This is a genomic window from Paracoccus suum, from assembly GCF_003324675.1.
Classification (GTDB): domain Bacteria; phylum Pseudomonadota; class Alphaproteobacteria; order Rhodobacterales; family Rhodobacteraceae; genus Paracoccus; species Paracoccus suum.
In genome coordinates this window covers 215,076-241,328 of record NZ_CP030918.1, presented here as the reverse complement: position 1 = coordinate 241,328, position 26,253 = coordinate 215,076, and the positions used below count along the sequence as shown (strand labels likewise).

29 protein-coding genes are annotated in these 26,253 nt (G+C 69.2%); 11 read left to right on the top strand and 18 right to left on the bottom strand.

Features of this window, described 5'->3' with window-relative positions; translation table 11 throughout:
* Positions 1-12: 12 nt before the first annotated feature.
* The 5 genes from def (DRW48_RS01125) to DRW48_RS01105 form a co-directional block, all read right to left on the bottom strand.
* Complete coding sequence (gene def, locus DRW48_RS01125; protein WP_114074806.1) at positions 13-510, bottom strand: peptide deformylase; 498 nt, start codon at positions 508-510, stop codon at positions 13-15.
* On the bottom strand, positions 507-1,013 hold the full coding sequence (locus tag DRW48_RS01120; protein WP_114074805.1) for a peptide deformylase: 507 nt from the start codon (positions 1,011-1,013) through the stop codon (positions 507-509). The genes def (DRW48_RS01125) and DRW48_RS01120 overlap by 4 nt, the downstream gene beginning before the upstream one ends.
* 80 nt (positions 1,014-1,093) lie before the next feature.
* Entirely contained in the window at positions 1,094-1,843 is a 750-nt protein-coding gene (locus DRW48_RS01115; RefSeq protein ID WP_114074804.1) for a class I SAM-dependent methyltransferase, read from the bottom strand.
* Complete coding sequence (locus DRW48_RS01110; RefSeq protein WP_241963324.1) at positions 1,840-2,400, bottom strand: L,D-transpeptidase family protein; 561 nt, start codon at positions 2,398-2,400, stop codon at positions 1,840-1,842. Before DRW48_RS01110 ends, DRW48_RS01115 begins: the two co-directional genes overlap by 4 nt.
* Positions 2,397-3,581 (bottom strand): MalY/PatB family protein, encoded by a 1,185-nt coding sequence (locus DRW48_RS01105; protein WP_114074803.1) that lies wholly within the window; start codon positions 3,579-3,581, stop codon positions 2,397-2,399. Before DRW48_RS01105 ends, DRW48_RS01110 begins: the two co-directional genes overlap by 4 nt.
* A 105-nt stretch (positions 3,582-3,686) precedes the next feature.
* On the opposite strand from DRW48_RS01105, the gene def (DRW48_RS01100) reads away from it, so the two are divergent.
* The 3 genes from def (DRW48_RS01100) to DRW48_RS01090 all read left to right on the top strand — a co-directional run bounded on the left by def (DRW48_RS01100) (position 3,687) and on the right by DRW48_RS01090 (position 6,319).
* A complete protein-coding gene (gene def / locus DRW48_RS01100; protein WP_114074802.1) occupies positions 3,687-4,208 on the top strand; it encodes a peptide deformylase in 522 nt (173 codons plus the stop codon).
* Positions 4,209-4,319: 111 nt separating this feature from the next.
* Positions 4,320-5,168 carry a peptide chain release factor N(5)-glutamine methyltransferase gene (prmC, locus tag DRW48_RS01095; RefSeq protein WP_114074801.1) on the top strand — a complete coding sequence of 283 codons (849 nt, stop codon included), beginning with the start codon at positions 4,320-4,322 and terminating at the stop codon, positions 5,166-5,168.
* Between the two features lie 221 nt (positions 5,169-5,389).
* Positions 5,390-6,319 (top strand): DUF4167 domain-containing protein, encoded by a 930-nt coding sequence (locus tag DRW48_RS01090; RefSeq protein WP_114074800.1) that lies wholly within the window; start codon positions 5,390-5,392, stop codon positions 6,317-6,319.
* A 34-nt stretch (positions 6,320-6,353) separates the two neighbouring features.
* On the opposite strand, the gene rsmA is transcribed toward DRW48_RS01090, so the two are convergent.
* The 6 genes from rsmA to lptF form a co-directional block, all read right to left on the bottom strand.
* On the bottom strand, positions 6,354-7,217 hold the full coding sequence (gene rsmA / locus DRW48_RS01085) for a 16S rRNA (adenine(1518)-N(6)/adenine(1519)-N(6))-dimethyltransferase RsmA (protein ID WP_114074799.1): 864 nt from the start codon (positions 7,215-7,217) through the stop codon (positions 6,354-6,356).
* Complete coding sequence (pdxA, locus tag DRW48_RS01080; RefSeq protein WP_241963323.1) at positions 7,214-8,185, bottom strand: 4-hydroxythreonine-4-phosphate dehydrogenase PdxA; 972 nt, start codon at positions 8,183-8,185, stop codon at positions 7,214-7,216. The genes rsmA and pdxA overlap by 4 nt, the downstream gene beginning before the upstream one ends.
* 64 nt (positions 8,186-8,249) lie before the next feature.
* The gene (locus DRW48_RS01075) at positions 8,250-9,602 is read right to left on the bottom strand and encodes a peptidylprolyl isomerase (protein ID WP_114074797.1); all 1,353 of its coding nucleotides are present in this window, start codon (positions 9,600-9,602) and stop codon (positions 8,250-8,252) included.
* A 35-nt stretch (positions 9,603-9,637) separates the two neighbouring features.
* Positions 9,638-12,025: an LPS-assembly protein LptD gene (locus tag DRW48_RS01070; RefSeq protein ID WP_162784654.1), complete on the bottom strand. Its 2,388-nt coding sequence runs from the start codon at positions 12,023-12,025 to the stop codon at positions 9,638-9,640.
* Positions 12,022-13,119: an LPS export ABC transporter permease LptG gene (gene lptG / locus DRW48_RS01065; RefSeq protein WP_114077265.1), complete on the bottom strand. Its 1,098-nt coding sequence runs from the start codon at positions 13,117-13,119 to the stop codon at positions 12,022-12,024. Before lptG ends, DRW48_RS01070 begins: the two co-directional genes overlap by 4 nt.
* A complete protein-coding gene (lptF, locus tag DRW48_RS01060) occupies positions 13,116-14,264 on the bottom strand; it encodes an LPS export ABC transporter permease LptF (protein WP_114074795.1) in 1,149 nt (382 codons plus the stop codon). Before lptF ends, lptG begins: the two co-directional genes overlap by 4 nt.
* Positions 14,265-14,455: 191 nt before the next feature.
* On the opposite strand from lptF, the gene DRW48_RS01055 reads away from it, so the two are divergent.
* On the top strand, positions 14,456-16,120 hold the full coding sequence (locus DRW48_RS01055) for a leucyl aminopeptidase (RefSeq protein WP_114074794.1): 1,665 nt from the start codon (positions 14,456-14,458) through the stop codon (positions 16,118-16,120).
* Entirely contained in the window at positions 16,120-16,611 is a 492-nt protein-coding gene (locus DRW48_RS01050; RefSeq protein ID WP_114074793.1) for a DNA polymerase III subunit chi, read from the top strand. Before DRW48_RS01055 ends, DRW48_RS01050 begins: the two co-directional genes overlap by 1 nt.
* Position 16,612: 1 nt before the next feature.
* On the opposite strand, the gene DRW48_RS01045 is transcribed toward DRW48_RS01050, so the two are convergent.
* A complete protein-coding gene (locus tag DRW48_RS01045; protein ID WP_114074792.1) occupies positions 16,613-17,194 on the bottom strand; it encodes a retropepsin-like aspartic protease family protein in 582 nt (193 codons plus the stop codon).
* A gap of 188 nt (positions 17,195-17,382) precedes the next feature.
* Here DRW48_RS01045 and DRW48_RS01040 point away from each other — a divergent pair, with 188 nt between their 5' ends.
* The 4 genes from DRW48_RS01040 to DRW48_RS01025 are packed head-to-tail and all read left to right on the top strand — an operon-like array spanning position 17,383 to position 19,952.
* On the top strand, positions 17,383-17,682 hold the full coding sequence (locus DRW48_RS01040) for a twin-arginine translocase TatA/TatE family subunit (RefSeq protein WP_114074791.1): 300 nt from the start codon (positions 17,383-17,385) through the stop codon (positions 17,680-17,682).
* Positions 17,683-17,697: 15 nt separating this feature from the next.
* The gene (tatB, locus tag DRW48_RS01035; RefSeq protein WP_114074790.1) at positions 17,698-18,213 is read left to right on the top strand and encodes a Sec-independent protein translocase protein TatB; all 516 of its coding nucleotides are present in this window, start codon (positions 17,698-17,700) and stop codon (positions 18,211-18,213) included.
* 6 nt (positions 18,214-18,219) lie between these two features.
* Positions 18,220-19,113 (top strand): twin-arginine translocase subunit TatC, encoded by an 894-nt coding sequence (tatC, locus tag DRW48_RS01030; protein WP_114074789.1) that lies wholly within the window; start codon positions 18,220-18,222, stop codon positions 19,111-19,113.
* Positions 19,110-19,952 carry an ATP-binding protein gene (locus DRW48_RS01025; protein ID WP_114074788.1) on the top strand — a complete coding sequence of 281 codons (843 nt, stop codon included), beginning with the start codon at positions 19,110-19,112 and terminating at the stop codon, positions 19,950-19,952. Before tatC ends, DRW48_RS01025 begins: the two co-directional genes overlap by 4 nt.
* 3 nt (positions 19,953-19,955) lie before the next feature.
* Here DRW48_RS01025 and DRW48_RS01020 read toward each other — a convergent pair whose 3' ends face one another.
* The 3 genes from DRW48_RS01020 to DRW48_RS01010 all read right to left on the bottom strand — a co-directional run bounded on the left by DRW48_RS01020 (position 19,956) and on the right by DRW48_RS01010 (position 21,484).
* Positions 19,956-20,288, bottom strand: a complete 333-nt coding sequence (locus tag DRW48_RS01020) for a VOC family protein (RefSeq protein WP_338418427.1) — start codon at positions 20,286-20,288, stop codon at positions 19,956-19,958.
* An 80-nt stretch (positions 20,289-20,368) separates the two neighbouring features.
* Positions 20,369-20,773, bottom strand: a complete 405-nt coding sequence (locus DRW48_RS01015; RefSeq protein WP_114074787.1) for a group III truncated hemoglobin — start codon at positions 20,771-20,773, stop codon at positions 20,369-20,371.
* A gap of 51 nt (positions 20,774-20,824) precedes the next feature.
* Positions 20,825-21,484 carry an arylesterase gene (locus DRW48_RS01010; RefSeq protein WP_114074786.1) on the bottom strand — a complete coding sequence of 220 codons (660 nt, stop codon included), beginning with the start codon at positions 21,482-21,484 and terminating at the stop codon, positions 20,825-20,827.
* Between the two features lie 138 nt (positions 21,485-21,622).
* Between DRW48_RS01010 and DRW48_RS01005 the strand changes: the two genes are divergently transcribed.
* Positions 21,623-22,192 carry a L,D-transpeptidase gene (locus DRW48_RS01005; RefSeq protein WP_114074785.1) on the top strand — a complete coding sequence of 190 codons (570 nt, stop codon included), beginning with the start codon at positions 21,623-21,625 and terminating at the stop codon, positions 22,190-22,192.
* 7 nt (positions 22,193-22,199) lie between these two features.
* Positions 22,200-23,261: a tRNA 2-selenouridine(34) synthase MnmH gene (gene mnmH / locus DRW48_RS01000; protein ID WP_114077263.1), complete on the top strand. Its 1,062-nt coding sequence runs from the start codon at positions 22,200-22,202 to the stop codon at positions 23,259-23,261.
* On the opposite strand, the gene DRW48_RS00995 is transcribed toward mnmH, so the two are convergent.
* Genes DRW48_RS00995 through DRW48_RS00985 form a run of 3 tightly spaced genes read right to left on the bottom strand, consistent with a single transcriptional unit; the run spans position 23,258 to position 26,108 of the window.
* Positions 23,258-24,064, bottom strand: coding sequence for a purine-nucleoside phosphorylase (locus tag DRW48_RS00995; protein WP_114074784.1), 807 nt, complete (start codon positions 24,062-24,064; stop codon positions 23,258-23,260). The two genes, mnmH and DRW48_RS00995, sit on opposite strands and share 4 nt — an antisense overlap.
* A complete protein-coding gene (locus DRW48_RS00990; protein ID WP_114074783.1) occupies positions 24,064-25,029 on the bottom strand; it encodes an ABC transporter permease in 966 nt (321 codons plus the stop codon). Before DRW48_RS00990 ends, DRW48_RS00995 begins: the two co-directional genes overlap by 1 nt.
* Complete coding sequence (locus tag DRW48_RS00985) at positions 25,029-26,108, bottom strand: ABC transporter permease (protein WP_241963424.1); 1,080 nt, start codon at positions 26,106-26,108, stop codon at positions 25,029-25,031. The genes DRW48_RS00990 and DRW48_RS00985 overlap by 1 nt, the downstream gene beginning before the upstream one ends.
* Positions 26,109-26,253: the final 145 nt, after the last annotated feature.

The following is a 26,253-nucleotide window of genomic DNA, read 5'->3' as shown; positions in this document are numbered from 1 at the left end:
GGCGGCGCCCCTTCACTTGCGGCCCAGTTTGGCCGAGCGGGCCACCAGCATCTTGCGCCGCAGGGGGGACAGGTGATCGACATACAACTTGCCATTCAGATGGTCGATCTGGTGCTGGACGCTGGTCGCCCAGAGACTGACGAAATCGCGCTCCTCGACCTCGCCCTGATCGTTGAGGAACCGCACGGTGACTGCGCGCGGCCGCTCGATCCGGGCCGAGACGCCGGGCAAATGCGGGCTCGCCTCGTCATGAGCGCGGCTGTGGATGCTGGCGTGCAGCACCTCGGGGTTGGCCATGCGTACCGCTTGCCCGCGCTTTTCGCTGGCATCTACCACCGCAAGGCGCAGCATGATCCCGATCTGCGGCGCGGCGAGGCCCACTCCGGGCATCGCCTCCATCGTGTCGATCATGTCATCCCAGATCATGCGCACGGTTTCGGTGACCTCGGCCACCGGCTCGGCCGGGCGGCGCAGGCGCGGATCGTCATAGGGCAGCACGGGGCGGATCATGCTTCGGCATCCTCGGGGCGCTCGTGATCGAGGATCAGGATTCCGTCCAGATGGTCGTATTCGTGCTGAGCGCAGGTGGCGGCAACGCCGGTGAGGCGCTGACTGCGGCGGTTGCCGGCGAGGTCGGTCCAGTGCAGCGTCACCTCGGCCGGGCGGGTCACGAGGACCGGGTGGTCGGCGATTGACAGGCAGCCCTCGGACCGGGTCACGGTCTCGGCCGAGGGATCGCTGAGCGCGGGGTCGAGGGCGATCAACGGTGCCGGGCTACCGGACTTCCAGTCGACATCCATGACGAACATCCGCCACGGCAAACCGAGTTGCGGCGCGGCGAGGCCACGGCCCGGCGCAGCATACATGGTGGCGAGCATGTCCAGCGCGAGCGCTTCCGGATCATCCGGCAGGCCGACACAGACTTGGCGCAACGCGGGGTCGGGATATTGCACGACGGGCCGAACGGCGCCGGATGTCGGGGGCGGGGGGCAGTCTGGCAGCGCGTCGCTCATGACGCGGTTTTGCCATGGAAGCCGCGTTGAGGGAATGACCGCCGCTGTCGCAACCGGGATTAAAATGGGGGACCGAGGCCTCAGCCGATCCGGCCGGCCCTGACCGCAATCGGAAATCGCAGGTGCACCTCGCTGCCCGCGGCCGCGCGGACTGCGGCGGCAAAGGCGTCGATGCCGGCGCCGTCACCGGCGGCGCGGGCCCGGCGAGTGCCGGACCAGGTCTCGACATAGCCGGACAACTGCTCGGCGGGCCAGCAGACCTCGATCGCCAGCCGTGGCAGATCGACGGGCGGGAAGGGGAAGGGCAGGTCGCGATAGCCTGTCTCGACATGGATACGCTCAGCCGGCCAATGGCCGGCGACGACGTCGCGCAGGCGGGCAAAGGCCGGGGCGAGGGGGCCATCCACCTCGGCCGGGCCATAGCTTGCCAGGGCCAGCAGCGCGCCGGGGCGGGCGATGCGCACGGCCTCGGCGTAAAAGCGCGGCAGGTCGAGCCAGTGGGCCGCCTGCGCGACGGTGATCAGCGCCGCCGTGCCGTCGCACACCGGCAGCGCCTCGGCCGCCGCTGCCGCGTAGATTACGCCGGCCGCTGGTTCGGCTGCCGCCAGCTGGTCGGGTGAGACATCAAAGCCGAGGACGCAATCGAACAGCGGCCCGAGTTGCGTCGTCAACTGGCCGCTGCCGCAGCCGACATCGACGGCAAGGCTGCGTTTGGGCGCCGCCGCCGCCAAAGCTTCGGCCATGGCGCGCGGCCAGCGCGGGCGAAAGGTGGCGTAATCGGCGCCCCCGGTGCTGAAATGCTGGCGTGCGGCGTCTGAGGGCGTGGTCATGGCCGGATCTCGACTTCCGTGCCGACAGGGGTGGCGGCGAACAGCTCTTCGATCTCGCCGTCGGACAGGGCCACGCAGCCGTCGGTCCAGTCGGTCGTGATTCGATACCCCGGGGCGACGCGGCCATTGGGCTGGCCGTGGATGAAGATATCGCCGCCCGGATCGATGCCCGCGGCCTTGGCGCGCGCCCGCTCGTCGGGCTTGGGATAGTCGATGCCAAGGGACAGGTGGAACTGGCTGCGGTCGTTGCGGCGATCGACGTGGTAGATGCCTTCGGGCGTGCGGCCATCGCCCTGGCGCTGCTTGTCGCCCTCAGGCGACTTGCCCAGCGCCACGGTATAGACGCGGGCCGGCTTGCCGTCCTGTACCGCGATCAGCATCCGGTCGGACTTGTCGATCACGATTCGGTCGACCGTGCCCTTCAGCGGGCCCGAGGGCACGCTGATTTCCGGCGGACGCAGATCCGGCAACCAGTCCTTGAGATCGCCGGGCAGATCGACAAGGCCCTGCCAGAACGCCAGCAGCAGCCACATGGCGATGACCGCCAGGACGATCACTGCAGATCGGCAAAGGCTGCCTGCAGCCGCTCGACCGCCTCGGCCACGCGGGCGCGGGGCGTCGCGAGGTTGAAGCGCACGAAGCTCTCGCCGCCCGCGCCGAAGCTGCTGCCGTGGTTGGCGGCGATGCCGGCCTGACGCTCGATCCGGGCGTTGAATTCCTCGGGCGACATGCCGGTGCCCGACAGGTCGACCCAGGCGAGGTAGGTCGCCTGCAGCGGCATCGAGGAAACGCCGGGGATCGCATCGACCCCGGCGTCGAACAGCTGTCGGTTACCGTCGAGATAGGCGTTGAGGGCATCGACCCATGCCGCGCCTTCGGGCGAGTAGGCGGCGGTCACCATCGGCAGGCCGAACAGGCCCGGCGAGATGCCCAGTGCCATCATCTGTGCCGCATAGCGGGCCCGCAGGTCGGGATCGGTGATGATCGCGTTGCCGATGTGCGCGCCGGCGATGTTAAACGTCTTGGTCGCCGCGGTCAGCGTGACCAGCCGGTCGGCGATGTCCGGCGCGACCGTCGCGGTGACGTGATGCGCCGGGCTGCCGGGCAGCACCAGGTCATGGTGAATTTCGTCGCTGACAAGGATCAGGTCATGGGCGCGGCAGAAATCGGCGACCTCGCGCAGTTCGGCCTTGGACCAGACCCGACCGCCCGGGTTGTGCGGTGAGCACAGGATGAACATGCGCTCGCGTCCCGTTAGCACGCTCTCCCACGCCGGCCAGTCGAAATTGTAGCGGCCATCGTCGTTGGCCAGCGGCAGTTCGGTGACCGTGCGGCCCGAGGCTTTGATGATGCGGGCGAAGGCGTGATAGACCGGGGTGGTCAGGATCACCGCGTCATCCGGCTCGGTAAAGGCTTGGACGGCAAGGGCGGTACCGTTCACCAGCCCGTGCGCCGACAGAATCGCCTCGCGCGGGATGTCCCAGCCGTGGCGGTTGGCCATCCACCAGCGGATCGAGTCGAGATAGGGCGTATTCGCGCCCGGATAGCCAAAGATGCCGTGGTCGATGGTGTCCCGAAGCGCCGCCGTCACGGCGGCCGGCGGGCGAAAGTCCATGTCGGCGACCCACATCGCCAGCGCGTTCTGGTCGGGGACCGGATAATAGGACTTCATGTCGTCCCATTTGGAGCAGAGCGAGCCACGCCGCTCGATGATCTCGTCGAAATCCGGTTGCGCCATCCTGTCCTCCCAGCACGCATCTGTCCGGCCCAACGCGCAGGGCCGACAGGGCCGGAGGTTAGCGGGGTCGTTGCAGAAGGGAAATGGCTGGCCTAGATCACCGCCATGAATCTGCGCTCTATCCTGCTGCATCCCGACCTGCGCCTGCGCAAGACCTGCGCCGAGGTCGGCCGCGTGACCCCCGATATCGATGCGCTGGCCGCCGACATGCTGGCCACCATGTATGACGCCCCCGGCATTGGTCTTGCAGCGCCGCAGGTCGGCGTGCTGTCGCGCCTGCTGGTCATGGACTGCACCAAGGACCCCACGGCCGAGCGCCAGCCCATGGTCCTGATCGATCCGCAGGTCGAATGGTCGTCCGAGGCCCAGAACGTCTATGAGGAGGGCTGCCTGTCGATCCCGGACCACTACGCCGAGGTGACCCGCCCGGCGGAGGTCCGCGTGCGCTGGACCGGCCTCGATGGTGCCACGCATGAGCGCGAGTTCGACGGGCTGTGGGCGACCTGCGTGCAGCACGAGATCGACCACCTGAACGGCAAGTTGTTCATCGACCACATCGGCCCGATGAAGCGGCAGATGATTACCCGCAAGATGGAAAAGCTGAAGCGCGAAATGGCGCGCGGCTAAGCCTTGCATGCGGCGGGGCACGTTCGCCTGGCCTATCCTCACGCTGTTCTGCTCGCGCTTCCTCTTAATCCGCAACGGCCCTGGCCCGCTCCTGGGGATGTCTCTCGCACCATGACCCTGCCGCCCTACACCGTCGCCGATGCCCTGCGGCGTATTACCGCAGACCTGACCGAGGCTGCGATCCCGGACGCGCCCGGCGATGCCCGGCGGCTGATGGCCCACGCGCTAGGCTGCGATTCCGGGCGGCTGACGCTGCTGGCGCGCGACCCTTTGCCGCTGGAGGCGGCGGCCCGCCTCGATGCCGCGCTCAGCGCGCGGCTGGCGCGTCGCCCGGTGGCCCAGATCATCGGCCAGCGGCTGTTCTGGGGCCGGTCGTTTCGCGTGACGCAAGACACACTCGACCCCCGTCCGGAGACGGAAACCCTGATCGCCGCCGCGCTGGAGGCGCCGTTTTCGCGCCTTCTGGACCTCGGCACCGGGACCGGGGTGATCCTGCTGACGCTGCTGGCCGAACAAACCGACGCAACAGGGCTTGGCACCGACCGCTCGGCTGCCGCGCTGGCGGTGGCGCGCAGCAATGCGCAGGCGCTGGGACTGACCGACCGCGCTCGACTGATCGAGGCGGATTGGTTCGACGCAATAAACGGTCACTTCGATCTGATCATCTCGAACCCGCCTTACATCGCCGCCGATGAAATGCCCGGGCTCTCGCCCGAGGTTCGCCTATGGGAGCCGGCGATGGCCCTGACCGATGGAGGCGACGGCCTCGGCGCCTACCGCGCGATTGCCGGGGGGGCGGCGGCGCATCTGACCGGAGGTGGCCGCTTGCTGGTCGAGATTGGCCCAACGCAGACAAATGCGGTCGGAAAGCTGTTCGCGGAAGCGGGTCTGGTTCAGATCGCCACGCTCAAGGATCTGGACGGTCGGGACCGGGTGATAAGCGCCGTTTTGCCAGCCTAGGCGGGCGTTTTTCCGCCTCTGCGGCAAGATTCCCGCTTGCCAGCGCGCCGCCGGCGTGTTTACTCGGTCACGTGACGGGGGCGTATTCGCCCGCCGCACGGGTCTGCCGAAACGTGTGCCCAGGATGGCCGGGGGGTTGAACCCGGATCGCCTTGCATCATCCGCGCGGACCCGAACCTCCAGACCATTCCCGGCTGGACCTGACCTGAATTGACGAGCATATGAGATCATCCAAGTCCCGTTCGCGCAACAAGTCGAACCGCCAGCGTACGCTGGGCAATGTCGTCAACCGTGTCTTCGACAGTTCCGGTCCCGAAGGCAAGGTACGTGGCACCCCCCAGCAGATCATCGAGAAATATCTCGCGCTGGCGCGTGATGCCCAACTGAGCAACGACCGCGTAGCGGAGCAGAGTTTTTTCCAGCATGCCGAGCACTACACGCGGATGCTGGGCGAGGCGATGCGCGAGCAGGCCGAACGTCAACAGCAGCAGCCTTACGCCGGCAACGGCGGCCCGCAGCGCGACGACGATAGCGACGCCCCGCAGCCCCAACAGAACCATCAGCAACAAAATTCCCAACGCCGTGACGATGACCGCGGCGAGCGGCAGGACCGGGATCGCAACGACCGCCAAGACCGCAGCGACCGTCAGGACCGTAACGATCGGCAGGACCGCAACCGCCAGCCACGCCGCGACGATCAGCGCCGCGATGAGCAGCCGCGCCGGGACGACTACCGCGCGAGCGAATCCCGCCAGGACGATCTGCGCCAGGACGACCGTCGCGAGGACGTGGCGCGCCCGAACGACACCCGCGAGGAGTCGCGTCAGACCAGCAATCACCCGGCCGATACTGCCGAGGGCGAACTGCCTTGGCAGGGCTGGGCCGCGCGCAGTGCCGCGCCCGCTGATGTCGCCGAGGCCGCCCTGCCCGCTGCGCGCGAGCGCGACGAGGATAGCGGTCCGGTAGAGTTGCCCGAGAACCGGGTCGAGCAGGCGCCCGCCGAGGCCGCGGCCAGCGAAACTCCCGCTGCCGAGGATACCCCCGCGCCGGCGCCCCGTCGGGCCCCGCGTGCCGCCGCTGCGCCGCGCCGGACGCGCAAGCCTGCGCCTGCGAACGACGCGCCGCCGGCAGGTCAGGCCGCGTCGGAATAAGCCGTCCGAAACTACAGGAACCCCGCCGCGGCCCTCAGGTCGCGGCGGCGTTTTGGCGTGCGCGCGCGACTGTGCGGGCCAGGGCGCACCACGCCTCGATACCGATTTCCTCGGCGCGGGCGGTGGGGGGGATTCCGGCACCCAGCAGCAGATCTTCGATCCCGGGCGCGATGCCGCGCAGGCTGGCGCGCAGCATCTTGCGTCGCTGGTTGAACCCTGCGGCGACGATCTCGGACAGGATGCGCGGGTCGGCCGGAAAGCGCGGCTCGGGCAGGGCGCTCAGGTGCACGACCGCGGAATCGATCTTGGGCGCCGGGACAAATGCCTGCGGCGGCAGGGTCAGCACGATCCGCGCGTCAGTCCGCCACTGCGACAGCACCGCCAACCGGCCATAGGCTTTGCCCCCGGGCTTCGCCACGATCCGATCGGCGACCTCACGCTGGAACATCAGCGTCAGCGATTGCCAAAAGGGCGGCCAACTCGGCGGTGTGAGCCAGCGCACCAGCAACTCGGTCCCGACGTTGTAAGGCAGGTTGGCCGCAATGCGGATGGGCGGGTTCAGATATGCCAGCGGGTCGATCTGCAGCGCATCCCCCTGGATCACCTCCAGCCGGCCGGGATAAGCCTCCGCGATCTCGGCAAGCGCCGGCAGGCAGCGCGCGTCCTTTTCGATGGCCAGCACCCGGCGCGCACCCTCGGCCAGCAGCCCGCGGGTCAGGCCGCCGGGACCGGGCCCGACCTCCAGCACGTCGCAATGGCTCAGATCGCCCGCGGCTCGCGCGATGCGCGCTGTCAGGTTCAGGTCCAGCAGGAAGTTCTGGCCGAGTTGCTTTTTCGCCTGCAGGCCGTGCGCCGCGATAACCTCGCGAAGGGGCGGCAGCCCGTCGATTGCGCTCATGTCGTGGCCGACTCGCGGGCGCTCGCCCGGGCCCCGACCATGGCCCGCGCCATTCGCAGCGCGGCGATGATGCTGGCGGCATCGGCGCACCCCTGGCCGGCGATGTCGAAGGCGGTGCCATGATCCGGCGAGGTGCGCACGAAGGGTAGGCCCAAGGTGACGTTCACGCCGCCTGCGAAATCCAGCGTCTTGATCGGGATCAGGGCTTGGTCGTGATAGGCGCAGACCGCCGCATCATAGCGTGCGCGGGCCGGAGCGTGGAACATCGTGTCGGCGGGCAGAGGGCCGGTGAGGTCGAACCCCTCGGCCCGCAGCCGGTCCAGCAGCGGCGCCATCCAGTCGACCTCGGCCCGGCCCATCGCGCCGCCCTCGCCGGCATGGGGGTTCAGCCCGGCAACCGCGATGCGCGGGCGGGGCAGGGCGAAATCGCGGCGCAGACCCGCGTCGGTCAGGCGAATGGCGGCCTCCAGCGCGTCGGGAGTCAGCGCGGCGGGAACCTCGGACAGGGCGATATGGATTGTCGCGGGCACCACGCGCAGCGGCGGCTCGACGCTGGTCGAGGCGAGCATCATCGCCACCGGCACCCCGCCCGCCAGTTCGGCGAGGTATTCCGTATGGCCGGGAAAGGCGAAACCGGCGCCCTGCTTCAGTGCCAGCTTGTTGATCGGCGCAGTGACGATGCCGTCGGCAGCGCCGGACTGGGCCAGCGCAACAGCGCGGGCGATCACGTCGATCACGGCAGCCGCGTTGGCCGGATCAGGGCGGCCGGGCAGCGCCGGTCCCGGAAAATCATGGCGCAGCACTGCCAGCGTTCCGGGCGGGACCCGATCGCCGGGTGCCGCGACCTCTGCCCAGTTGGTACCGGACGGCAGATGCGCCGGATCGCCGAGCCAAGTGAAATCCTCGCCCGCGGCTCGGGCGAGGGGCGCGAGTTCTGGACCGATGCCCGCCGGCTCGCCGCAAGTCATGATCAGACGCGGCGGCGTTCGGTCAGGCGGGCGGGGCGGGACCAGATTTGCGGCCGGCACCGGGTCAGGGCCGGCGGATGATGGCATTGGCCCGCAGCTCGGCCAGCAGCGCCGCGGCCGAGGCCTCGACCTTGCGGTTGAAGAGCGCATCTCGCGCCTCGCCGGCGGAGGGCACCGGGCCAAAGCCATCGGCCTCGCCGGGGATGCCGACCTCGGCCGCACCGCCCGCGACGGGGGTGCCGGCCGGGGCCGCCGCCTCGGGCGCGGTTGCGCGGGGCGTCAGTGACGTGGGCAGGCCGGGGATCGGCGGGTTGTCAAAACCGCCATCGGCCTCGGCCAGCAGGGTCGGGGCGCGCTGGCAGAGCATCACCAGATCGACCGCGCCGCCGCGGTTGATGATCGCCGTCTCGTTCGGATCGAGGCGCGAGAGGACCTGCGCGATATCCCCGGGCACCGCGCCCGAGGCGACCGTCTGGCGCCGCACCGGCCGCCCGCGCGCCGCTGCCATCATCATGTCGCAGGTGTCGGACCGCGCCTGAATGGCGGCGGCATCGGCCGCGCTGGGCAGGGTCACGCGCTGGTACTCGACGGTCTCGGCCTTCGCGCCCGGACGCTGCACGCCGCGCGTGTCGCGCAGATAGAACAGCACCACGGCGCCCGGGATGGTCAGCGGCTGCGTGACCTGCCCCGGCTTCAGCGCCAGCAGGATCGGCGCCAAACCCTGCGGCAGGCGCGAGATGGGGGTCCAGTTCAGCCGCCCGCCATTGGGGGCCGAGGCAGTCGCCGAATAGCGCCGCGCAGCGGCGGCAAAGGCAGCCTCGCTGCCGATGGTGCGCGCCAACTCGTCCGCGCGGGCCAGCACCCGCGCCTCGCTGCCTTGCGGCGCGGGCATGATCAGCTCGGAAATCAGGACCTCGGAGACGCGCGGCTCTTCGATGGCGCGTTTGCGGGCCTGGGCGACTTCGCGGTCGCTGACGCTGACCGAGGGCGCGATGCGGGCCCGCAGGACCTCGCGCCACAAGGCGCCGGCAGTGACGAAGTCCCGGAAGGTCTGGGCGTCAATGCCGGCCCGCGCCAACTCGGCAGTGAAAGTCCCCGCGTCCATGTTGGCCCGGCCGGCGAATTCGGTCATCGCGGCCTGGATCTGCTGCTCGGTCACGGCGATGCCCATGCGCCGGGCCTCCTCGACCTCCAACCGCTCGTCGATCAGCGATTTCTCGGCGGATGCGGCGTCCGCGCCGGGGGCGCGCAGTGCCTGCATGAATCGCAGTCGCTGGTCCAACTCGTAGCGGGTTACGGCGCGGTCGTTGACGATCACCACCGGGCGCAGGTCCTGGGCCAAGGCCACGCTGGACAACGGGCCAGCGGGGGCCGCCAGCGCAAGGGCGGCAAGCCCGGCGAGAAGAAGATGGCGCATCGGCGGTGGCGTCCTTTCGTCGTTCGGACGCCAGATTAGCGCATGCACGAACGCCGCGCCACCGTGCCCGCAGCCCGGTCCGCATCGCTGCGGCCAAAGCCGCCGAGGCGCACGGACAGGTTGAACCCGGTGTCGGGCCGGCTGCCGGCCGGCAGGTCCCAGTCGCGGTCGACCTCGGCCTCGAGGCTGAGGCATTCGTTGCGCCAGCTTACCCCCAATGCGAGTTTTTGCGCCTGATCGAGCGACAGGTCATAGCGCCCGCTCGCCCGCGCCCACAGCCCCTCGCGGACCTGCCAGCCGGCGTCGAAACCGATCTGCGAGTTGCGGTCGGTGGTGTCGGTCGCGGCAACATGGGCAAAGCCGGCGGTCAGTTGCAGGTCCGGCCGCACCCAGCCGAGGCGCAGATCGCCCGAGGCCAGGTCGCCGTCCTCGTCCAGCACCGCCCGGCCGGCGGCGGCCAGGCCGCCGCGCTGCACGTTGGCCCCCAGCATCCAGTTCTGCGGGTCCTGCAACGGCGCGGCTGACGCCGGCATGCCGTCCTGGTCGTCGCGCCACAAATGCACCAGCGTCACCCCGACGCTGCCGCCGCCCGACAGCAGGCGCGTCCAGCCGACACCGGCGGCGGCGCGCAACCCGGTCTCGGTCCGGTCGCGTCCAGGCAGGCGGTTCAGCGCATAGATATTGCCCTCGTCCAACTCGGGGAAGACGCTGTCCTCGTTCGGGACCCGCAGCTCGTCCTGCGCGCTGCGACGGGGCGACCAGGCGAGGGCGAGCACCGGCTCGATAACATCAGCGCCCGCGCCCGCGCCGCGCACCAGCGGCCAGCGAAAGGTCAGCCCGACGGTCGGCTTGGCCCGTGCTGTCAGCCCTTGGGAATCGCGATCGTCGCTGATCTGCCAGGCATCGGCGTCCAGCCGCAGGGCGGCCTCGGCAAGAACCCCGCCCGCGAGCACCTCGCTGCGCTGCCAATCGAACCGCATCGAGGCGCGGGCCACGTCGCGGCCGAGATCGTCGAGGCCTGACGGCCGGCGGTGGCCGTGCAGCATCCAGCCGAGGGTGGCCCGGCCGCCGATCGCCGATGGCAGGGGCAGCACCTGTTGCCACTGGGCGTCCAGCACCTGTGTGGGCAGCAGGTCCTGGTCCTCACCCTCGCGCAGGGTGCGGTAAGCGCCGCCCGACAGCGCGATCAACTGCTCGCGGCGCACCCGCTGCAAGGTCACGCCGCTCCACAGCGTGTCCGCGTCGGTGATGCCGTAATCGTCCAGATAATCGCGGTCGGATGTCCATTGCAGTTGCGCGCCCAACTGGAAATCCTGGGGCAGCGCGAACTCGGCGGCAGCAAAGCTGTAGCCGCGGGTGCCATCCTTGAGGTCATCACGGCTGAGGGCGCCGCGCCATTCCAGCGCGCCATTGGCAAAGGCCTGGCGATAGCGGGTATTCAGCGTCGCGGTGCGGCTTGCGGCAAGGTAGGGTGCCAGCGTCAGGTCGGCGCTATCACCAAGGGTGCGGAACCACGGAACCTGCACCCCAAACCCGAGGTGCGAGGTCGTACGCAGGATTGGCGGCAGAAAGCCGGTCATCCGGTCGACGGTCGGATCGGGCGCGCTGATGGCGAAGGGCACCGCCGCCACCGGCAGGCCGAATGCGCGGAATTGCGGACGCTCGAAGGTCAGGCGGTGGGTGGCGGTATCATGGGTAATGCGCCGGGCCCTGATTTCCCACAGCGGCGTCGGGTTCGAGGCGCACACCCGGCAGGACGAGGCGGCGACCCGGTCAAGCACCGTGACGCGCCCACCTTCGCCATTCGGGCCGCTGTCGCGCACGCGGACCTCGGTCGCCGCCAGTTGCAATTCGCGCGCCAGCACCAGCCGTGCGCCGCGCAGGATGCCCTCGCGTAGCGTGGCATCCAGCGTGGCGGCATCGGCGATCAGCGCGGCTTCGCGGTCGGTGCCGCGATCGCCGGGGCGGCTGAGGTGGATCGGCCCCTCGATCCGCAGCCGGTCGGCGGCGCCGTCATACAGCACCCGCGGCGCGACCAGCCGGGTCCCCTGATACCACACCACCACCCCGCCCGAGGCCTCAAGCTGGCGATCGCCGCTGAGCGTGACCTGGTCGGCCAGCAGCGTTGCCTCGGCGCCTGGGCCAACGGGGCGTTCGGGCGTCGCATCGCCCAGCCGCGAGGCCGGGACGAACTGCGGCTGAATGGTCGCCTCGCTGCCGTCGGGCCGGGCCGACGGTCCCAGCGGCGCGGTCAGCGGCGCCAGCGCCGGGCCTCGCACCGCCTGCTGCGCCGCGACCGGAGGTGTCAGGGCGAGGGTGGCCAAGAGGCACAGGGCCAGCGGTCCGGTGATGTGTTGAGGAAAACGACTCGGCCGCCCGCAGGCGTGCGGGGTGGGGGCGACGGGCATCCGGGGCGTGCTCATCCGTCCTCCAGTCGTAACAGCCGGCCAAATGCCATCAACAGCCCGGCCGCGGGGGGTGCCCAGGCGGCCAGTGCCGCAGGAATTTCCCCATTATCCCCCAGAACCTGCGCCAGGTGACGCAGAAAAAACAGCCCCAGGCCCGCGCCAAAGGCAGACAGCACAATGGCCCCGGTTTTTCGGCCACGCAGGTGGCGCAGGCTGAAGGAGGCCGCGATCACTACCATCGCGGCCAGCAGGGCCGGGCGCGCAATCTCGGTTTGCAACCAGACGCGGTGGCGCCGCGCCGTAAAGCCGGCACGCTCGAGCCCGTCGATAAAGGCCGGCAGTTGCCAGATCGGCACCACCTCGGGGTCACCAACGCTCTCGCGGATGCGTGCCGCGGTCAGGTCAGAAGGCAATTGAAGGCTGGGGATCAGCTTTGCTGCGGCCTCTGGGTTGGGCTCGAGCAGGGGCCAGTCCTTGACGTCTGTCAGCGTCCACGCCCCGTCGCCGAGGGTCGCCTCGGCCGCCTGCAGACGGCGTGTCGGGCCGGCGGCGCTGTCAAAGATCAGGAAATCCGCGTCATGCAGCGTCGTCGCGTCGGTGCTGGTGCGGGCGGCACGGATCACGACCTGCCCCCCGCTGGGCAACGACTGGCGCAGCCAGACCGAACCTTCGCCCAGACTAAGTGTCTGCCCCCGGCCGCGGTCCAGCCGGTTGACCTCGGTATCATAACGCTTGGTGGTGGCTGCGACGATCGGGTTGAGGAGCGCGACCGAGACGATGCCGACCGCAATTGCCATGAACACGGGCGCGGCAACGAAACGCACGGCGGAGCGCCCCGATGCGCGGATCGCCACCAGTTCGGAATTGCGCGAGAGAGTCAGGCACATGCCGATGGCCGCCAGCAGCACGATCAGTGCCAGAATAGCGTAAAGGCGCGACGGCAGCATCAGCGCCGACAGCACGGCCGCGTGGCGCAGGCTGACGCCGCTTCCGGAAAAGCGCCGCATCTGCTCGATCATCTCGACAAAGAACAGGATCGCCGTGAAGCCTGCGAGGACGGTCAGGAACATCCGCAGAAACCGCATGGCGATATAGCGCGACAGGATCATGCGGGGGCCCCCTGTGCCGGTGCACCGCGACGCGGGCCGCGCGGCCGGCCGGCCAGCCACAGCGCGGCTGCCACCACCGCGCCGCCCAGCAACGGCGCCAGATAGACCGCAGGCCATGCCATCGCAGGATCGCGCGCGGCCATCGCCTCGCCACTGGTGGCGAGGAACTGAAGGCCGACCAGTGCACCAACAGCCAGCAGCATCTGCGGGCCGACGCCAAAACGGCTGTAACCCCCGATCAGCAGCACCGCAAAGCCCAACAGCGCTGCCACCGGAGCCAACAACGGCTGGGCCAGGCGCACATGCGCCTGCAGCCGCGCCTCGGCAGGGGTTGCGCGCGCGGAGGCCAGCAGAGCGTCGTCCGGGTTCAGCAGTCGCGGCGTGGAGTAATCGCGCAAATCGCCGCCGGCGGCGCGCCGGCCGCTGCCGATCAGGCCGCCGATGTCATAGGTCAGGTCGGCAAATCGCGTGATAGCAAGGCGCGTGTTGCCGTCCGCGCCCTTTTGGGCCTGCTGGGTCAGCCCCTTGACCATCACCAGCTTGGGCCCGGTGTCGGACTTGGCGATCAGCGCCTCCTCGGCCGTATAAAGCGTCGTGCGGGCCGGATCACGGCCATCCTCGATCAGTACGTCGTGCAGGGTGCCGTCGGCGGCGACGTCGCCAATGAACAGCGTCAACCCCTTGGTCGGGAACTGGAAGCTGCCCGAGCGCAGGAAGCGCGAGACGACATTCTGGGCGACCTCGGCCTGCCGGTCGGCCAGCCGCGCGCGCGCCATCGGCACCAGCCCGTGGACAAGCACGCCCACCATGATCCCAACCATCACGCCGAACACCAGCACCGGTCGGGCCATGCGCCAGGGCGACATGCCGGCGGCCTGCATGACGACAAGCTCGCTCTCGCCGGCGAGGCGGTTGGTGCCGTAGGCGCTGGCGGCAAAGCCCGCGACCGGCAGCACTAGCGAGATCACCAGCGGCAGCGTCAGGGCAGTGAACTCAAGCACCACAAGCGCGGTCTGGCCGTCAGCGATCAGCTGCTCGAACAGGACCACGGACCGATTCAGCCAGTAGACGGCGATCAGAACGAGCGCAAAGAACCCGAACAGTGCCGTGAATTGCGACAGGATGTAGCGGTCGATGCGCGGCACCGGGTTTCCTTGCGAATGGCCCTTGGTGCCTCATAGCCGCGGGGGGTGCGCAAGGGAAAGGCCCGTGGCCGGGTCGGCGGCGGGACGCCTGCGGGCCAGATCGCGCGAGCCTTGGGACCGCTGGCCTTGGCCGGATCACGCGATTAGGTTGCCGCTGACACGCGAACATTCCGACCGCAAGCGAGGCCCAGATGTCCCATCCCGTCGAGATCACCTTCACCGATGCCACTCCCGACGCCCTGCGCGAGCGTGCCGGCCGCATCGCGCTGATCGTGGACGAGCGTCGCCGACTTCCGGGCCTGCCGGGCGTGACCCGCGCGGCGGTGCAGCGCGCGCTCGAATCGCCGGCCTTCGCCAAGCTGAAGCCCGGCGCGGCGATGGAGATGGCCTTTCCCGCGGGCATGGCGGCTGAGGCCCTGCAACTGGTCTATCTGCCGCGCAAGGCGGATGTGCCGACGGCCCGCAAGGCTGGCGCGCAAATAGGCGCACGGATGGGTAAGGCGCAGGTGACTGTGCTGTCGTTGGGGCACCCGCGCGCCGCCGAGATCGCGCTCGGCATCGCGCTGCGCGGCTATGACTTCAATGCCTACAAGACCGCCGGGGCGATCGAGGCCGGAGACGAAGCCGCCGATGCCGGTCCCGCGCGCGAGATGACCCCGCAGGCAGTCTCGCCCACGGGACAGCCGCAGGATGCGGCCCTCGACGACGCGCAATCGGCTGACCGGCCCGCGGATGCTGCCAAGGACGCCCCCGCCGAGCCGCCGGCCCCGAACCGCGCCAGCGTCACCTTTGTCGCGCCCGACCCCGAGGCGCTGGCCCGCACCGCGACCGACGCCGCCGCCGTGGCCGAGGGCGTGTTCTTTACCCGCGATCTGGTGAACGAGCCTGCCAACGTGCTGACGACCAGCGATTTCGCCGACCGTCTGGCGGCGATGGAGGCGCTGGGCCTCGAGGTCGAGGTGCTGGAGGAGGAGGCGCTGGCGGCCCTCGGGATGCGGGCGCTGCTGGCCGTGGGGCAGGGCAGCGAGGCGCCCTCGAAGGTCGTGGTGATGCGCTGGAACGGCGCAGGCGATGACAGCGCGCCGCTGGCGCTGGTCGGCAAGGGCGTGGTGTTCGACACCGGCGGCATCTCGATCAAGCCGGCCGCCGGGATGGAGGAAATGACGATGGACATGGGCGGCGCTGGCGTCGTCGCCGGGGTCATGCGGACCCTTGCGCTGCGCAAGGCACGCGCCAACGTCGTTGGCCTCGTCGGTCTCGTCGAGAACATGCCCGACGGCCGCGCCCAGCGACCGGGCGACATCGTGCGCAGCATGAAGGGCGACACCATCGAGGTGATCAACACTGACGCCGAGGGACGCCTCGTTCTGGCCGACGTGCTCTGGTACGCGCAGGACCGCTTTGCCCCCTCGGCGGTGATCGACCTCGCGACGCTGACCGGGGCTATCATCATTGCGCTGGGCCATGACCGCGCGGGCGTCTTTGCCAATGACGACGCGCTGGCGAACGGCATCCTGCGCGCCGCCGAGGCCGAGGGCGAGGGCGCTTGGCGCATGCCGCTGGCCCCGTCCTATGACGAGCTGATCAAGTCCCGCCTCGCGGACATCAAGAACACGGGCGGCCGTCCGGCCGGCAGCGTGACCGCGGCCCAGTTCCTGCAACGCTTTATCCGCAAGGGCACGCCTTGGGCGCATATCGACATCGCCGGTGTCGCACTGCCGCCGGGCGAGACCGCGTTGGCGCCCAAGGGTGCGACCGGATGGGGTGTCATGACCCTCGACCGGCTGATCCGCGATCGCTGGGAATCCGGCAAGCCCGGCGCGGGCAGCAAGCCCGCGAAATCCGCCAAGGGCTGATGGGCGCCGCGCTGTTCTACCAGCTGACCCGGCAGCCGGCCGAGGACCTTGTCCCGATCCTGATCGACAAGGCCCTGGCCCAGGGCTGGCGGGTCGAGCTGCGGGGCACCGCGGAGGCGCGCCTCGCCCGTTTTGACGATCTGCTATGGGCAGGCGACGGCTTCGTGCCGCATGCCCGCGCGGGCGGGCCGCATGACGCCCGCCAGCCCGTGCTGCTGACGCTGGCGTCGGGCGCATCGGAAATGGCTACCAGCCCCGGACCTGCCGCGAATGCGCCCGATTGCATCGTCACCCTCGACGGGGCCGAGGTCAGCGCCGACGAATGCGGCCGGCTGGCCCGGGTGTGCATCCTGTTCGACGGCAGCGACAGCGCCGCCCTTGGACGGGCGCGAAGTCAGTGGCGAGGCCTGACTGCTGCGGGAGTCACTGCCGAATACTGGTCTGACGAATCCGGCGGCTGGCGCCGGCAGGCCCGGTCGGGCGAGCGCTGAGCTAGCGTTCCAGAATCAGGTGGTTTCCCTCGATGCTGACGCGGGCAAAGCGGCGCAGATAGGTCATGCCCATCAGCGACTGGTCGGTCTGACCCTCGATTACCATGGCTGGCACGTTCTCGTCGGTGATGCCGCCCAGCGTCAGCGTCTTCAGCGTGACCGGCGCGATTCCGGTCAACCCGTTCGCCGTGCGCGCCTGCCCCGTATAGACCAGCAGGGCCGGGTCGATGCCGATGCGGCGCGCATCCCGTGCCCCCAGCGCCAGCATCGATGCGCCGGTGTCGATCACGAAATCGACCTTTGTGCCGTTCACCTCTGCCGTGACGCGCGCGTGGCCGGCCGGGTCCAGGGGCACCTCCAGCCGGCGTCCGCTGTCGGTCACCTCCATCAGCGGGGCGCTGCGCTCCTGCATGTCCTGCCACAGCGCGGCAGCAGCGATGGCGCCGACGAAGATCAGGCCCCAGGCGGCCAACTGACGCAGGGTGCTGCCGGCGCGGGCGCGAAATTCGATGACGAGAAAGCCGCCAACGGCGATCAGCAACACCAGCAGATAGGCCAGCCGTCCGATGTCGTTTGCCGTCATGCCATCCTCTGCCGCTCGCCGTGATGTGATCGCCCGCCCCCTGCCATATGGGCAGATCGGGCCGCGACGCCAAGCTGCGACGCGCGGTTGGCCTTTGCATCGGCGCGCCAATAGCCCTAAATAGTGGACGCGTAATCAGGGGGCCTCGGGCCGCCCCGCCCGCCTCGGCCCCCGACAGGAGTTCAGTCATGCTCAACAATATCGGCCTTCCGGGCCTTCTGCTGATCGCCGTGGTCATCCTGGTCATGTTCGGGCGTGGCAAGGTCAGCTCGCTGATGGGCGAGGTCGGCAAGGGCATCACCGCCTTCAAACGCGGCGTCAACGACGGCGCAAAAGAATTTGACGATGCCGCGACCACCACCACGACGACCACCGAGACTCGCGTCATCACCCCCGCCGATGCCGAAGCCCGCGCGGCCGAGCGTGCCGCCGACCGGGTCAACCGGGCCGAGCCGCGCGACATCACGCCCGGCAGCGACCGCGTCTGACGACCGGGTCGGGCGATGTTCGATGTCGGCTGGGGCGAGCTGTTGCTGATCGGCGTTGTCGCGCTGATCGTCGTTGGCCCCGAGGATTTGCCGCGCATGTTCCATACGCTGGGACGGATGACGGCCAAGGCGCGCAGCATGGCGCGCGAATTCTCCAGCGCGATGGAAGACGCTGCCCGGGAAAGTGGCATCAAGGAGGCCGCGGATTCGCTCGGCGAGGTGAAGTCGCTGACCAGCAAGCGGGCGCTCGGCCTCGATGCACTGGATCGCGCCGCGGACCGGTTCGAGAAGTGGGACCCGAAGTTGCCCAGCACCCGAGGCTCGATCCGGCCTGACCCGGCAGCTGCCGCCGTAGCAGAATCGGCTGCCTCTACATCTACCCCCTCGATCGCCGCCCCAGCCGTCGCCTCGCCTGCGAGCGCGATGCCCGACGCGCCGGTCGCGAATGACATGCCCGCGCCCGAACACGGCGCCGAGGCACCGGGCCGACGCAGCCTCAAGGCTGTGCGCCGCAGCGACCTGAACGGCTGAGGAATCATGGCGCGCACGCCCAAGCCCGACGACATTTCCGACAGCTCCGCCCCGCTAATCGAGCATCTCAAGGAACTGCGCACCCGCCTGCTGTGGTCGATCCTCGCCTTTGTCGTGGCGATGGTGCTGTGCTTTTCCATCTGGAATCCGATTTTCAATTACATGACGCATCCTATCTGCGAGGCCCTTGGGCGGCGCGGACAGGATTGCGGCCTGATCCTGCTGAAGCTGCAGGAAGGGTTTTTCGTCGCCCTGCAGATCAGCTTTGTCGGCGGCTTCGCCCTGTCGTTCCCGGTGATCGGCTACCAGCTGTGGCGATTTGTCGCGCCGGGCCTCTACCGCTCGGAAAAGAACGCGTTCCTGCCGTTCCTTCTGGCCTCGCCGATCATGTTCTTTCTGGGGGCGGCCTTCGCCTATTTCGCCGTGCTGCCGGCGGTGTTCGATTTCTTCCTGACCTTCCAGCAGGGCCCATTGGTCACGCCGGCGGTTGAGGGCGCGCAGGACGCGGCGACTGCGGTGGCCGCAGGGACAGCGCGATCGCCCGTTGCCGGGATCGTCTTTCAGGGCTCGGTCGGGGAATACCTCTCGCTGACCATGCGCTTTATCATGGCCTTTGGCATCTGCTTCCAGTTGCCGGTGCTGCTGACCCTGCTCGGCAAGGCCGGCATCGTCAGCGCCGACGGCCTGTCCAGCGCCCGGAAATACGCTCTGGTGCTCATGCTGATCGTCGCGGCAGTGGTGACGCCCGGTCCCGACATGACCAGCCAGCTGATCATGTTTGCTGCGGTTTATCCCCTCTACGAGATCTCGATCATCCTGATCCGGCGCATCGAGCGGCGGCGCGAGGCTGACTTGCGCGCCCAGGGCCTGTGGGTCGAGGACGACGAGCCGAACGCATGACCGAAGTCGCGCTGGACCGCATCGCCGACGCGCTTGAGCGATTGGCGCCCGTGCCGGCCCCGGCGCCGGATTTCGACGCCGCGCCCGCCTTCATCTGGCATCCGGACCCCGACCGGCTGGAGCCGGTCGAGGCTGTCGCGGGCGTCGCCATCGAGCGCTTGGTCGGCATCGACCGCGCGCGCGACACGCTGCTGGCCAACACCATGCAGTTCGCGCGCGGCTATGCCGCCAACAACGCCCTGCTCTGGGGCGCGCGGGGCATGGGAAAATCCTCGTTGGTGAAAGCGGTCCACGCCGCGGCACTGGCCGAGGGCCTGCCGCTGGTTCTGGTCGAGATTGCGCGCGATGATCTCGGATCCGTCGGGCGGCTGCTGGCGCTGCTTGGCCGGGCGCGGGATCGCCGATTCCTGCTGTTCTCGGACGATCTGTCCTTCGCGGCCGAGGATGCGCAGTACAAATCTCTCAAGGCGCTGCTGGATGGCGGTATTGCCGGCCGCCCGGCCAATGTCATCCTCTACGCGACCTCGAACCGGCGGCACCTGATGCCGCGTGACATGATCGACAACGAGCGTGCGACCGCGATCCATCCCGGCGAGGCGGTCGAGGAGAAAGTCTCGCTGTCAGACCGCTTCGGCCTGTGGCTGGGCTTTCACCCTTGCAGCCAGGACGAGTACCTGGCGATGATCCGCGGCTATTGCGATGCCGTCGGTCTGGACTTGCCCGACGAGGTTATCCGCGCCGAGGCGATCGAATGGCAGGCGACGCGCGGTGCCCGTTCCGGCCGCGTCGCCTGGCAGTTCTTTACCGACCTCGCCGGCCGACACGGGATGGCGGCTTAGGGGTCAGTCCCCGGCCCAGACCGCCATCTCGCTGCCACCCGGCTCGCGAAAGTGGAACCGGCGGCCGCCGGGAAAGGCGTAGATCGGCCGGGTAATGACGCCGCCCGCGGCGGTGACATCGGCCTCGGCCGCCTCCAGGTCATGGGCCTTCAAGATCACCAGGGGCGCGGTTGTCGGCCCAGCGGCAATGCCGCCATCGATCCCGGCGTCCCGCAGTTCCTGATATTCGGGCCCGTAGTCGTTGAAGTCCCAGCCGAAGGCGCGGGCGAGAAAGTCCTTTGTCCTGGGCATGTCGGGCGTGGTGAACTCGACATAGTCGATTTTCAACGGCGTCATGTCATCCTCCGCACTTGTTCACGTCTTGTTCTAGACCCTCAGAGGGTCGCGAGGCAAGCGGGCAGGGCTGTGTGTCGCCGTCAGCGCAGGATCGGCGGGCCCGGCGGTCGCGGGCGGCTGTCCTCGACCCCCATGCGCAGGCCCGCGCCGATACGGTGGGCCAGGCGCGACCAGGCCTGCGCCGGCTCCTGGGGCAGGGTGCGACGCAGAGTCTCGTCGAACAGCATCAGCCAATGCGGGAAATGCGCAGGCGCGACGTCTCCGGCGGTGCGGTGGACCTGCATCGGATTGCCGTCATAGCCGCCCTCCGCCAGGATCGCATTGCGCCAGAACCGCGCGATCTTCGCCTCGTGCGCGGGCCAGTCGGCGACGTGCCCGGCGAACACCGGGCCCAGGATTTCGTGCCGGCGGATGGCCGCGTAAAAGGTCGCGACCACGCGGTCGATCTGTTCCGGGGTGACGTCAAAGCGCGACAGGTTGGCCATGCCATGATGATGGGGGTCCCGCCGCAGCGGTGCAAGCGCGCGCGGCCCGGATCAACTGCGGCGCCGCGCCGCGGCCTTTTGCACCAGCGCCAGCACCACCGGGCCGGCCAGCTCGACCATCGTGGCAACGCCCTTGGGCGAAGCGTGCAGCCGGTCGGCCTGCAGATAGGCGGGCCGTTTTGCGACGGGGGCGGCCCGGATCGTTGCGTAAAGGTCGGGCACCAGCGGCACACCGTGGCGCGCGGCAACCTCGGCCCACATTGCGTCCCAGCGGGCCCGAAACGCCCGATCGCCGGTCGCGTGGATGCCGAGCAGCGCCACGGGACGGCCACCCTCCGCCGCCGAGTCGATGATGCTGTCGAGGTTGCGTGCCGCCCGCTCTGGCCCGAGGCCCATCAGCATGTCGTTGGCGCCCAGCTCGACCAACACGGCGTCGGGCTGAGTCCGCAACGCCCAACCGATGCGCACCCGGCCGCCATAGGTCGTGTCCCCCGACAGCCCGCCGTTGATCATCTGCACGGGCGGGCCTCCATGGTCGGCCAACCACGCGCCGAGCCGTGGCACAAAACCTTGATCGGGCGCCAACCCAAAGCCGGCGGTCAGGCTGTCGCCAAAGGCAAGCAGGCGCACCGGCGCCGGCGCCACGGCATATGCAAAGCCAGGCGCGGCCACCGCCGCGCCGAGGCCAAATGTGAAACTGCGTCGATCCATGGCCGCACGATGACCGGCAGCGAACGAATCAGCAATGCCACGCGGTCGCGAGATGGCGCGACTCACGCGGCTTTGTCTTGCGGGGCAGGGCCAAACCGGCTAGCCGCTGCTACAAAACGATCTGAAGGGACACGTGACATGGATCGCCGCCACCTGCTGATGATGACTGTGCCCGCGCTGCTCGCTCCATCGGCGCTGCTGGCCAAGACCAAGGCGCCTGCCGCCAAGGCCGCCGCCGATCCCTATGCCCCGACCGAGGTCGCGATCCGTCCTGATTTCGAGGTCGGCTCGATCGTCGTCGTGTCCAAGGATTTCTTCCTCTATCACGTTATCGCCCCCGGCGTCGCGGTTCGCTATGGCGTCGCGGTCGGAAAGGCGGAGCTGGTCTGGAAAGGCCGCGCCACGGTTGGCCGCAAGACCGAATGGCCCAGCTGGAAGCCCACCCCGGCCATGGTCAAGCGCAGCCCCGACCATTACGCGAAATACGCCGAGAACGGGATGCCGGGCGGTCCGACCAACCCCCTCGGCGCGCGGGCGCTGTATCTGTTCGATGCCAATGGCAACGACACCTCGATCCGCATCCACGGCACAACCGAGCCGAACAGCATCGGCCATGCCGTCTCGAACGGTTGCATCCGCATGCGCAACCCGGCGGTGATCGCGCTGTTCGACCAGGTTCCGATCGGCACCCCCGTCTACGTCTACTGAGGTGACGCTGACCCGCCGCCCGCCGGCCTCGGTCGATACGGGCGCGGGTTTCGACACCATCATCGACGTCCGCACCCCGGCCGAGTTCGCGCAGGACCACCTGCCCGGCGCGATCAACCTGCCGGTGCTCAGCAACTCTGAACATGCCGATGTCGGGACACTTTACCGCGCCTCGCCGTTCGAGGCGCGCAAGGTGGGCGCGGCGATGGTCGCAGCCAATGCCGCGCGTCATATCGCCGGGCCGGTTATGGCCGGTCTCGGCGGGGGCTGGCAGCCGCTGGTCTATTGCTGGCGCGGCGGCATGCGCTCGGGCGCATTCGCGACGATCCTGGATCAGATCGGCTGGCGCGTCACGGTCCTCGATGGCGGCTACAAGGCCTGGCGAAGATTGGTCGTGGCGCGCGTCGCCGATACACCGATCACTGCGCCAGTCTGGGTGCTGGATGGCGATACCGGCAGCGGCAAGACCGCGGTGCTGACGGCCATGGCGCGCCGCGGCGTGCAGGTCATCGATCTGGAGGCGCTCGCCAACCATCGCGGCAGTCTGTTCGGCGCAATGCCCGGCGGCCAGCCGTCACAAACGCTGTTCGAGAGCCGCCTTGCTGCCGCGCTCGAGGCGGTGGACCCGACCCGGCCGCTTGTGTTCGAGGCGGAATCGTCGCGCATCGGCGAGCGCCATCTGCCGAAGGCCGTCTGGGCCGCAATCGCCGCCGCCCCGCGCCTGCGCCTGCAGGTGCCGCGCCCGGCCCGCGCGGCCTTTACCGCCGCCACCTACGCCGAGACCGGCTGCGATCTCGAGGGAATCAGCGCCATCCTTGACCGCCTCGCGCCTTCCCACCCGCGCGAGCGGATCGCCGAATGGCGGACATTGGCCGCCGCACGCGACTGGGCCCCGCTGGCCGAGGGGCTGATGGCCGATCACTATGACCCGCGCTACCGCAAGCATCGCGAGCGATATGCTGATCGGGAAACCGGAGTGATCGCGGTTGATGCGTTGGATCCCCTCGGGATCGAGGCCGCGGCCGATGCCGTTTGCGCGGCGATCGCCCAGGCAACCGAGAGGGCCTAACCGGGCAGTCCATCCCGCAGAAGCTGCCGCAGCACCTGCTCCAGCTTGGCCGCACCGACCGGGGCCATGGCCTTGGTGTGATCATGGCTGATGGATTCGTCCGAAAGGCCCGCGCCCATGTTGGTGATGACCGACACGCCGGCGCAACGCAGGCCCAGGAACCGCCCGAGGATGACCTCGGGCACGGTCGACATGCCGACCGCGTCCGCGCCCAGCACTCGGGCGGCTCGGATCTCTGCCGGGGTCTCGAAGCTGGGGCCGCTGAACCAGCAATAGGTCCCGCCGGGCAGCGGAACGCCCGCCGCCTCTGCTGCCGCCCGCAAGCCGGCGCGCATGCCCCGGTCATAGGCCTCGGTCATGGGAACGAACCGCGCGTCCGACGGCTCGCCGATCAGCGGGTTGGTGCCGGCAAAGGCAATGTGGTCGTCGATCAGCATCAACCCGCCCGGCGGGATGTCAGGCCGCAGGCTGCCCGCCGCATTGGTCAGCAGCAGGCGCGTGCAGCCCAGTGCCCGGATGACCTCCAGTGCAGGGCGCATGACCGCCGGCCCGCCCCCTTCATAATAATGCGCGCGCCCGCCGAGAATCGCGACCCGCCGCCCCTCCAGCTGGCCGACCGCCAGCACCGGGTTGTGGCCGCTGACCCCGGCATGGGGAAACCCCGGCAGGTCGCTGTAGGGGATCGCCTCGCCCTCGACCGCGGCCGCCAGATGGCCGAGGCCGGAGCCGAGGATCAGGGCCAGCTCTGGCGGCGCGTCGCCGCAGCGCGCCCGGATCAGGGCCGCGGTATCATCGGCGCGCATCAGCGTTCCTTCACGTATGGCTGGCCGCCCGCGCGCGGTGGAATGGCACGACCGACAAAGCCGGCGAGGATGATCACAGTCAGGATGTAGGGCAGGGTGTTCATGAACATCGAGGGGATCGTCAGCGGGCCAAGGCTGATCTCCGGGTAGCGGTTGGCCAGTGCCTCGAGCAGGGCGAAGAGGAAGGTCGCGCCCAGGGCGGGCCAAGGGCGCCACTTGGCAAAGATCAGCGCCGCGAGCGCGATGAAGCCTCGCCCGGCAGTCATCTCCTTGACGAAACCTGCCGACAGTCCGGTCGCAAGATAGGCCCCGGCAAGGCCGCACAGCAGCCCGGCGATGGCGACCGCGCCGTAGCGCAACCGCACAACCGACACACCCGCGGTATCGACCGAGGCCGGGTTTTCACCGACCGCCCGCAGCCGCAGGCCAAAGCGCGTGCGATAAAGCAGCCACCATGTCAGCGGCACAGCCAGGAAGGCGACATAGACCAGCGGCGTGTGCCCCGAGATGACCTCGCGGTAGAGCGGCCCGAAGATCGGGACCCCCGCCAGCGCATCCGCGCCCGGCAGCGTCACCGGCGAGAACCGGGCCCCCCCTTCCAGCGCCGGGCTGCGTCCCCCGAGGCCGAACCATTTCTGTCCGAGCAGCACCGTCAGCCCGCTGGCCAGAAAGTTGATCGCAACGCCCGAAATCAGCTGATTGCCGCGAAAGGTGATCGAGGCGAGGCCGTGAACCAGCGCCATCGCCATCGCCCCGCCAATGCCCGCGGCCAATCCCAGCCACACATTGCCGGTGACATAGGCGACCGAAGCCGAGGTAAAGGCGGCCATCAGCATCTTGCCTTCGAGGCCGATGTCGAACACGCCCGAACGTTCGGAATAAAGACCGGCAAGGCAAGCCAGCAGCAACGGCGTCATCAACCGCACTGCGCTGTCGAGAACCTCGAGTGCGATGGAGTAGTTCATCAACCGCGCCCCCGGTTCAGCCACAGCCGCTCCAACGGCATGCGCACCAGATTGTCGAGCGCGCCGGTGAAAAGGATCACCAGCGCCTGGATGACGGTGATCAGTTCGCGCGGGATAGTGGTCCATAGGGCCAACTCGCCCCCGCCCTGGTAGAGGAAGCCGAACAGCAGCGCCGCCAGCAGGATGCCGAAGGGATGGTTGCGGCCCATCAGCGCGACAGCGATGCCGATGAAGCCAGCGCCCTCGACCGCGTTCAGCACCAGCCGCTCGCTCTCGCCCATGACGTTGTTGATCGCCATCAGCCCGGCCAGCCCGCCCGAGATCAGCATGGCGACAACCGTGATCCGCGTCGGCGAAATGCCGGCATAGAGCGCCGCCTTTTCCGACCGGCCAAAGGCGCGGATCTCGTATCCCAGCCGGGTGCGCCAGATGAGCAGCCAGACGAGAACGCAGGCCCCGAGCGCGATGAACAGGGTGACGTTGGCTGGGGTATTCTTGCCCCATGCGAACCCGAGGCTGGCCGCGATCTCGCCCAGCTTAGGCAGATGCGCCGCTTGCGGAAAGCGGGCCGAGGCCGGGTCCATGCTGCCCACGGGGCGCAGGATGTTGACCAGCACATAGTTCAGCAGCGCCGCGGCGATGAAGTTGAACATGATCGTCGTGATTACGATATGGCTGCCGCGCCGCGCCTGCAGCCATGCCGGGATCAGCGCCCACAAGGCGCCGAACGCGGAAGCGCCGACCATCGCTGCGGGAAGTGCCAGCGCCCAATGCGGCCATGGCACCGCCAGCAGAACCAGCGCGACCCCGAGGCCGCCCATCGCGGCTTGCCCCTCGCCGCCGATGTTGAAGAGGCCTGCGTGATAGGCCACGGAGACCGCGAGCCCGGTGAAGATGAAGTTGGTGGCGTAATAGAGGGTGAAGCCCCAGCCGTAGCTGGACCCAAGGGCGCCGGTCACCATCACCTTCAATGCCGCCCAGGGGGATTCGCCGATCAGGAGGATCACCACGGCGCTGATGGCAAAGGCGAGCAGCAGCGAGATGACCGGCACCAGGACGGCGTCGGCCCATGGCGGCAGGCCCTGCCGCACTGCGCGCGGCGGCGCAGGTGGCGCAGGATCGAGTTGCGGCGAGGCGGCGCGTTGAACGCTGTCGGTCATGTGACGGGCCGCTCCGGCATCTGGATCATCTGTCTTGCGGGGTTGCCTGGGGCAGGGGCGGGAA

Bases quoted from the DNA above. Each gene is read 5' to 3' on its own strand.
- def (WP_114074806.1), bottom strand. From the start codon at position 510: ATGATCCGCCCCGTGCTGCCCTATGACGATCCGCGCCTGCGCCGCCCG.
- DRW48_RS01120 (WP_114074805.1), bottom strand. From the start codon at position 1,013: ATGAGCGACGCGCTGCCAGACTGCCCCCCGCCCCCGACATCCGGCGCC.
- DRW48_RS01115 (WP_114074804.1), bottom strand. From the start codon at position 1,843: ATGACCACGCCCTCAGACGCCGCACGCCAGCATTTCAGCACCGGGGGC.
- DRW48_RS01105 (WP_114074803.1), bottom strand. From the start codon at position 3,581: ATGGCGCAACCGGATTTCGACGAGATCATCGAGCGGCGTGGCTCGCTC.
- def (WP_114074802.1), top strand. From the start codon at position 3,687: ATGAATCTGCGCTCTATCCTGCTGCATCCCGACCTGCGCCTGCGCAAG.
- prmC (WP_114074801.1), top strand. From the start codon at position 4,320: ATGACCCTGCCGCCCTACACCGTCGCCGATGCCCTGCGGCGTATTACC.
- DRW48_RS01090 (WP_114074800.1), top strand. From the start codon at position 5,390: ATGAGATCATCCAAGTCCCGTTCGCGCAACAAGTCGAACCGCCAGCGT.
- rsmA (WP_114074799.1), bottom strand. From the start codon at position 7,217: ATGAGCGCAATCGACGGGCTGCCGCCCCTTCGCGAGGTTATCGCGGCG.
- pdxA (WP_241963323.1), bottom strand. From the start codon at position 8,185: ATGACTTGCGGCGAGCCGGCGGGCATCGGTCCAGAACTCGCGCCCCTC.
- DRW48_RS01075 (WP_114074797.1), bottom strand. From the start codon at position 9,602: ATGCGCCATCTTCTTCTCGCCGGGCTTGCCGCCCTTGCGCTGGCGGCC.
- DRW48_RS01070 (WP_162784654.1), bottom strand. From the start codon at position 12,025: ATGAGCACGCCCCGGATGCCCGTCGCCCCCACCCCGCACGCCTGCGGG.
- lptG (WP_114077265.1), bottom strand. From the start codon at position 13,119: ATGATCCTGTCGCGCTATATCGCCATGCGGTTTCTGCGGATGTTCCTG.
- DRW48_RS01055 (WP_114074794.1), top strand. From the start codon at position 14,456: ATGTCCCATCCCGTCGAGATCACCTTCACCGATGCCACTCCCGACGCC.
- DRW48_RS01050 (WP_114074793.1), top strand. From the start codon at position 16,120: ATGGGCGCCGCGCTGTTCTACCAGCTGACCCGGCAGCCGGCCGAGGAC.
- DRW48_RS01045 (WP_114074792.1), bottom strand. From the start codon at position 17,194: ATGACGGCAAACGACATCGGACGGCTGGCCTATCTGCTGGTGTTGCTG.
- DRW48_RS01040 (WP_114074791.1), top strand. From the start codon at position 17,383: ATGCTCAACAATATCGGCCTTCCGGGCCTTCTGCTGATCGCCGTGGTC.
- tatB (WP_114074790.1), top strand. From the start codon at position 17,698: ATGTTCGATGTCGGCTGGGGCGAGCTGTTGCTGATCGGCGTTGTCGCG.
- tatC (WP_114074789.1), top strand. From the start codon at position 18,220: ATGGCGCGCACGCCCAAGCCCGACGACATTTCCGACAGCTCCGCCCCG.
- DRW48_RS01025 (WP_114074788.1), top strand. From the start codon at position 19,110: ATGACCGAAGTCGCGCTGGACCGCATCGCCGACGCGCTTGAGCGATTG.
- DRW48_RS01020 (WP_338418427.1), bottom strand. From the start codon at position 20,288: ATGACGCCGTTGAAAATCGACTATGTCGAGTTCACCACGCCCGACATG.
- DRW48_RS01015 (WP_114074787.1), bottom strand. From the start codon at position 20,773: ATGGCCAACCTGTCGCGCTTTGACGTCACCCCGGAACAGATCGACCGC.
- DRW48_RS01010 (WP_114074786.1), bottom strand. From the start codon at position 21,484: ATGGATCGACGCAGTTTCACATTTGGCCTCGGCGCGGCGGTGGCCGCG.
- DRW48_RS01005 (WP_114074785.1), top strand. From the start codon at position 21,623: ATGGATCGCCGCCACCTGCTGATGATGACTGTGCCCGCGCTGCTCGCT.
- DRW48_RS00995 (WP_114074784.1), bottom strand. From the start codon at position 24,064: ATGCGCGCCGATGATACCGCGGCCCTGATCCGGGCGCGCTGCGGCGAC.
- DRW48_RS00990 (WP_114074783.1), bottom strand. From the start codon at position 25,029: ATGAACTACTCCATCGCACTCGAGGTTCTCGACAGCGCAGTGCGGTTG.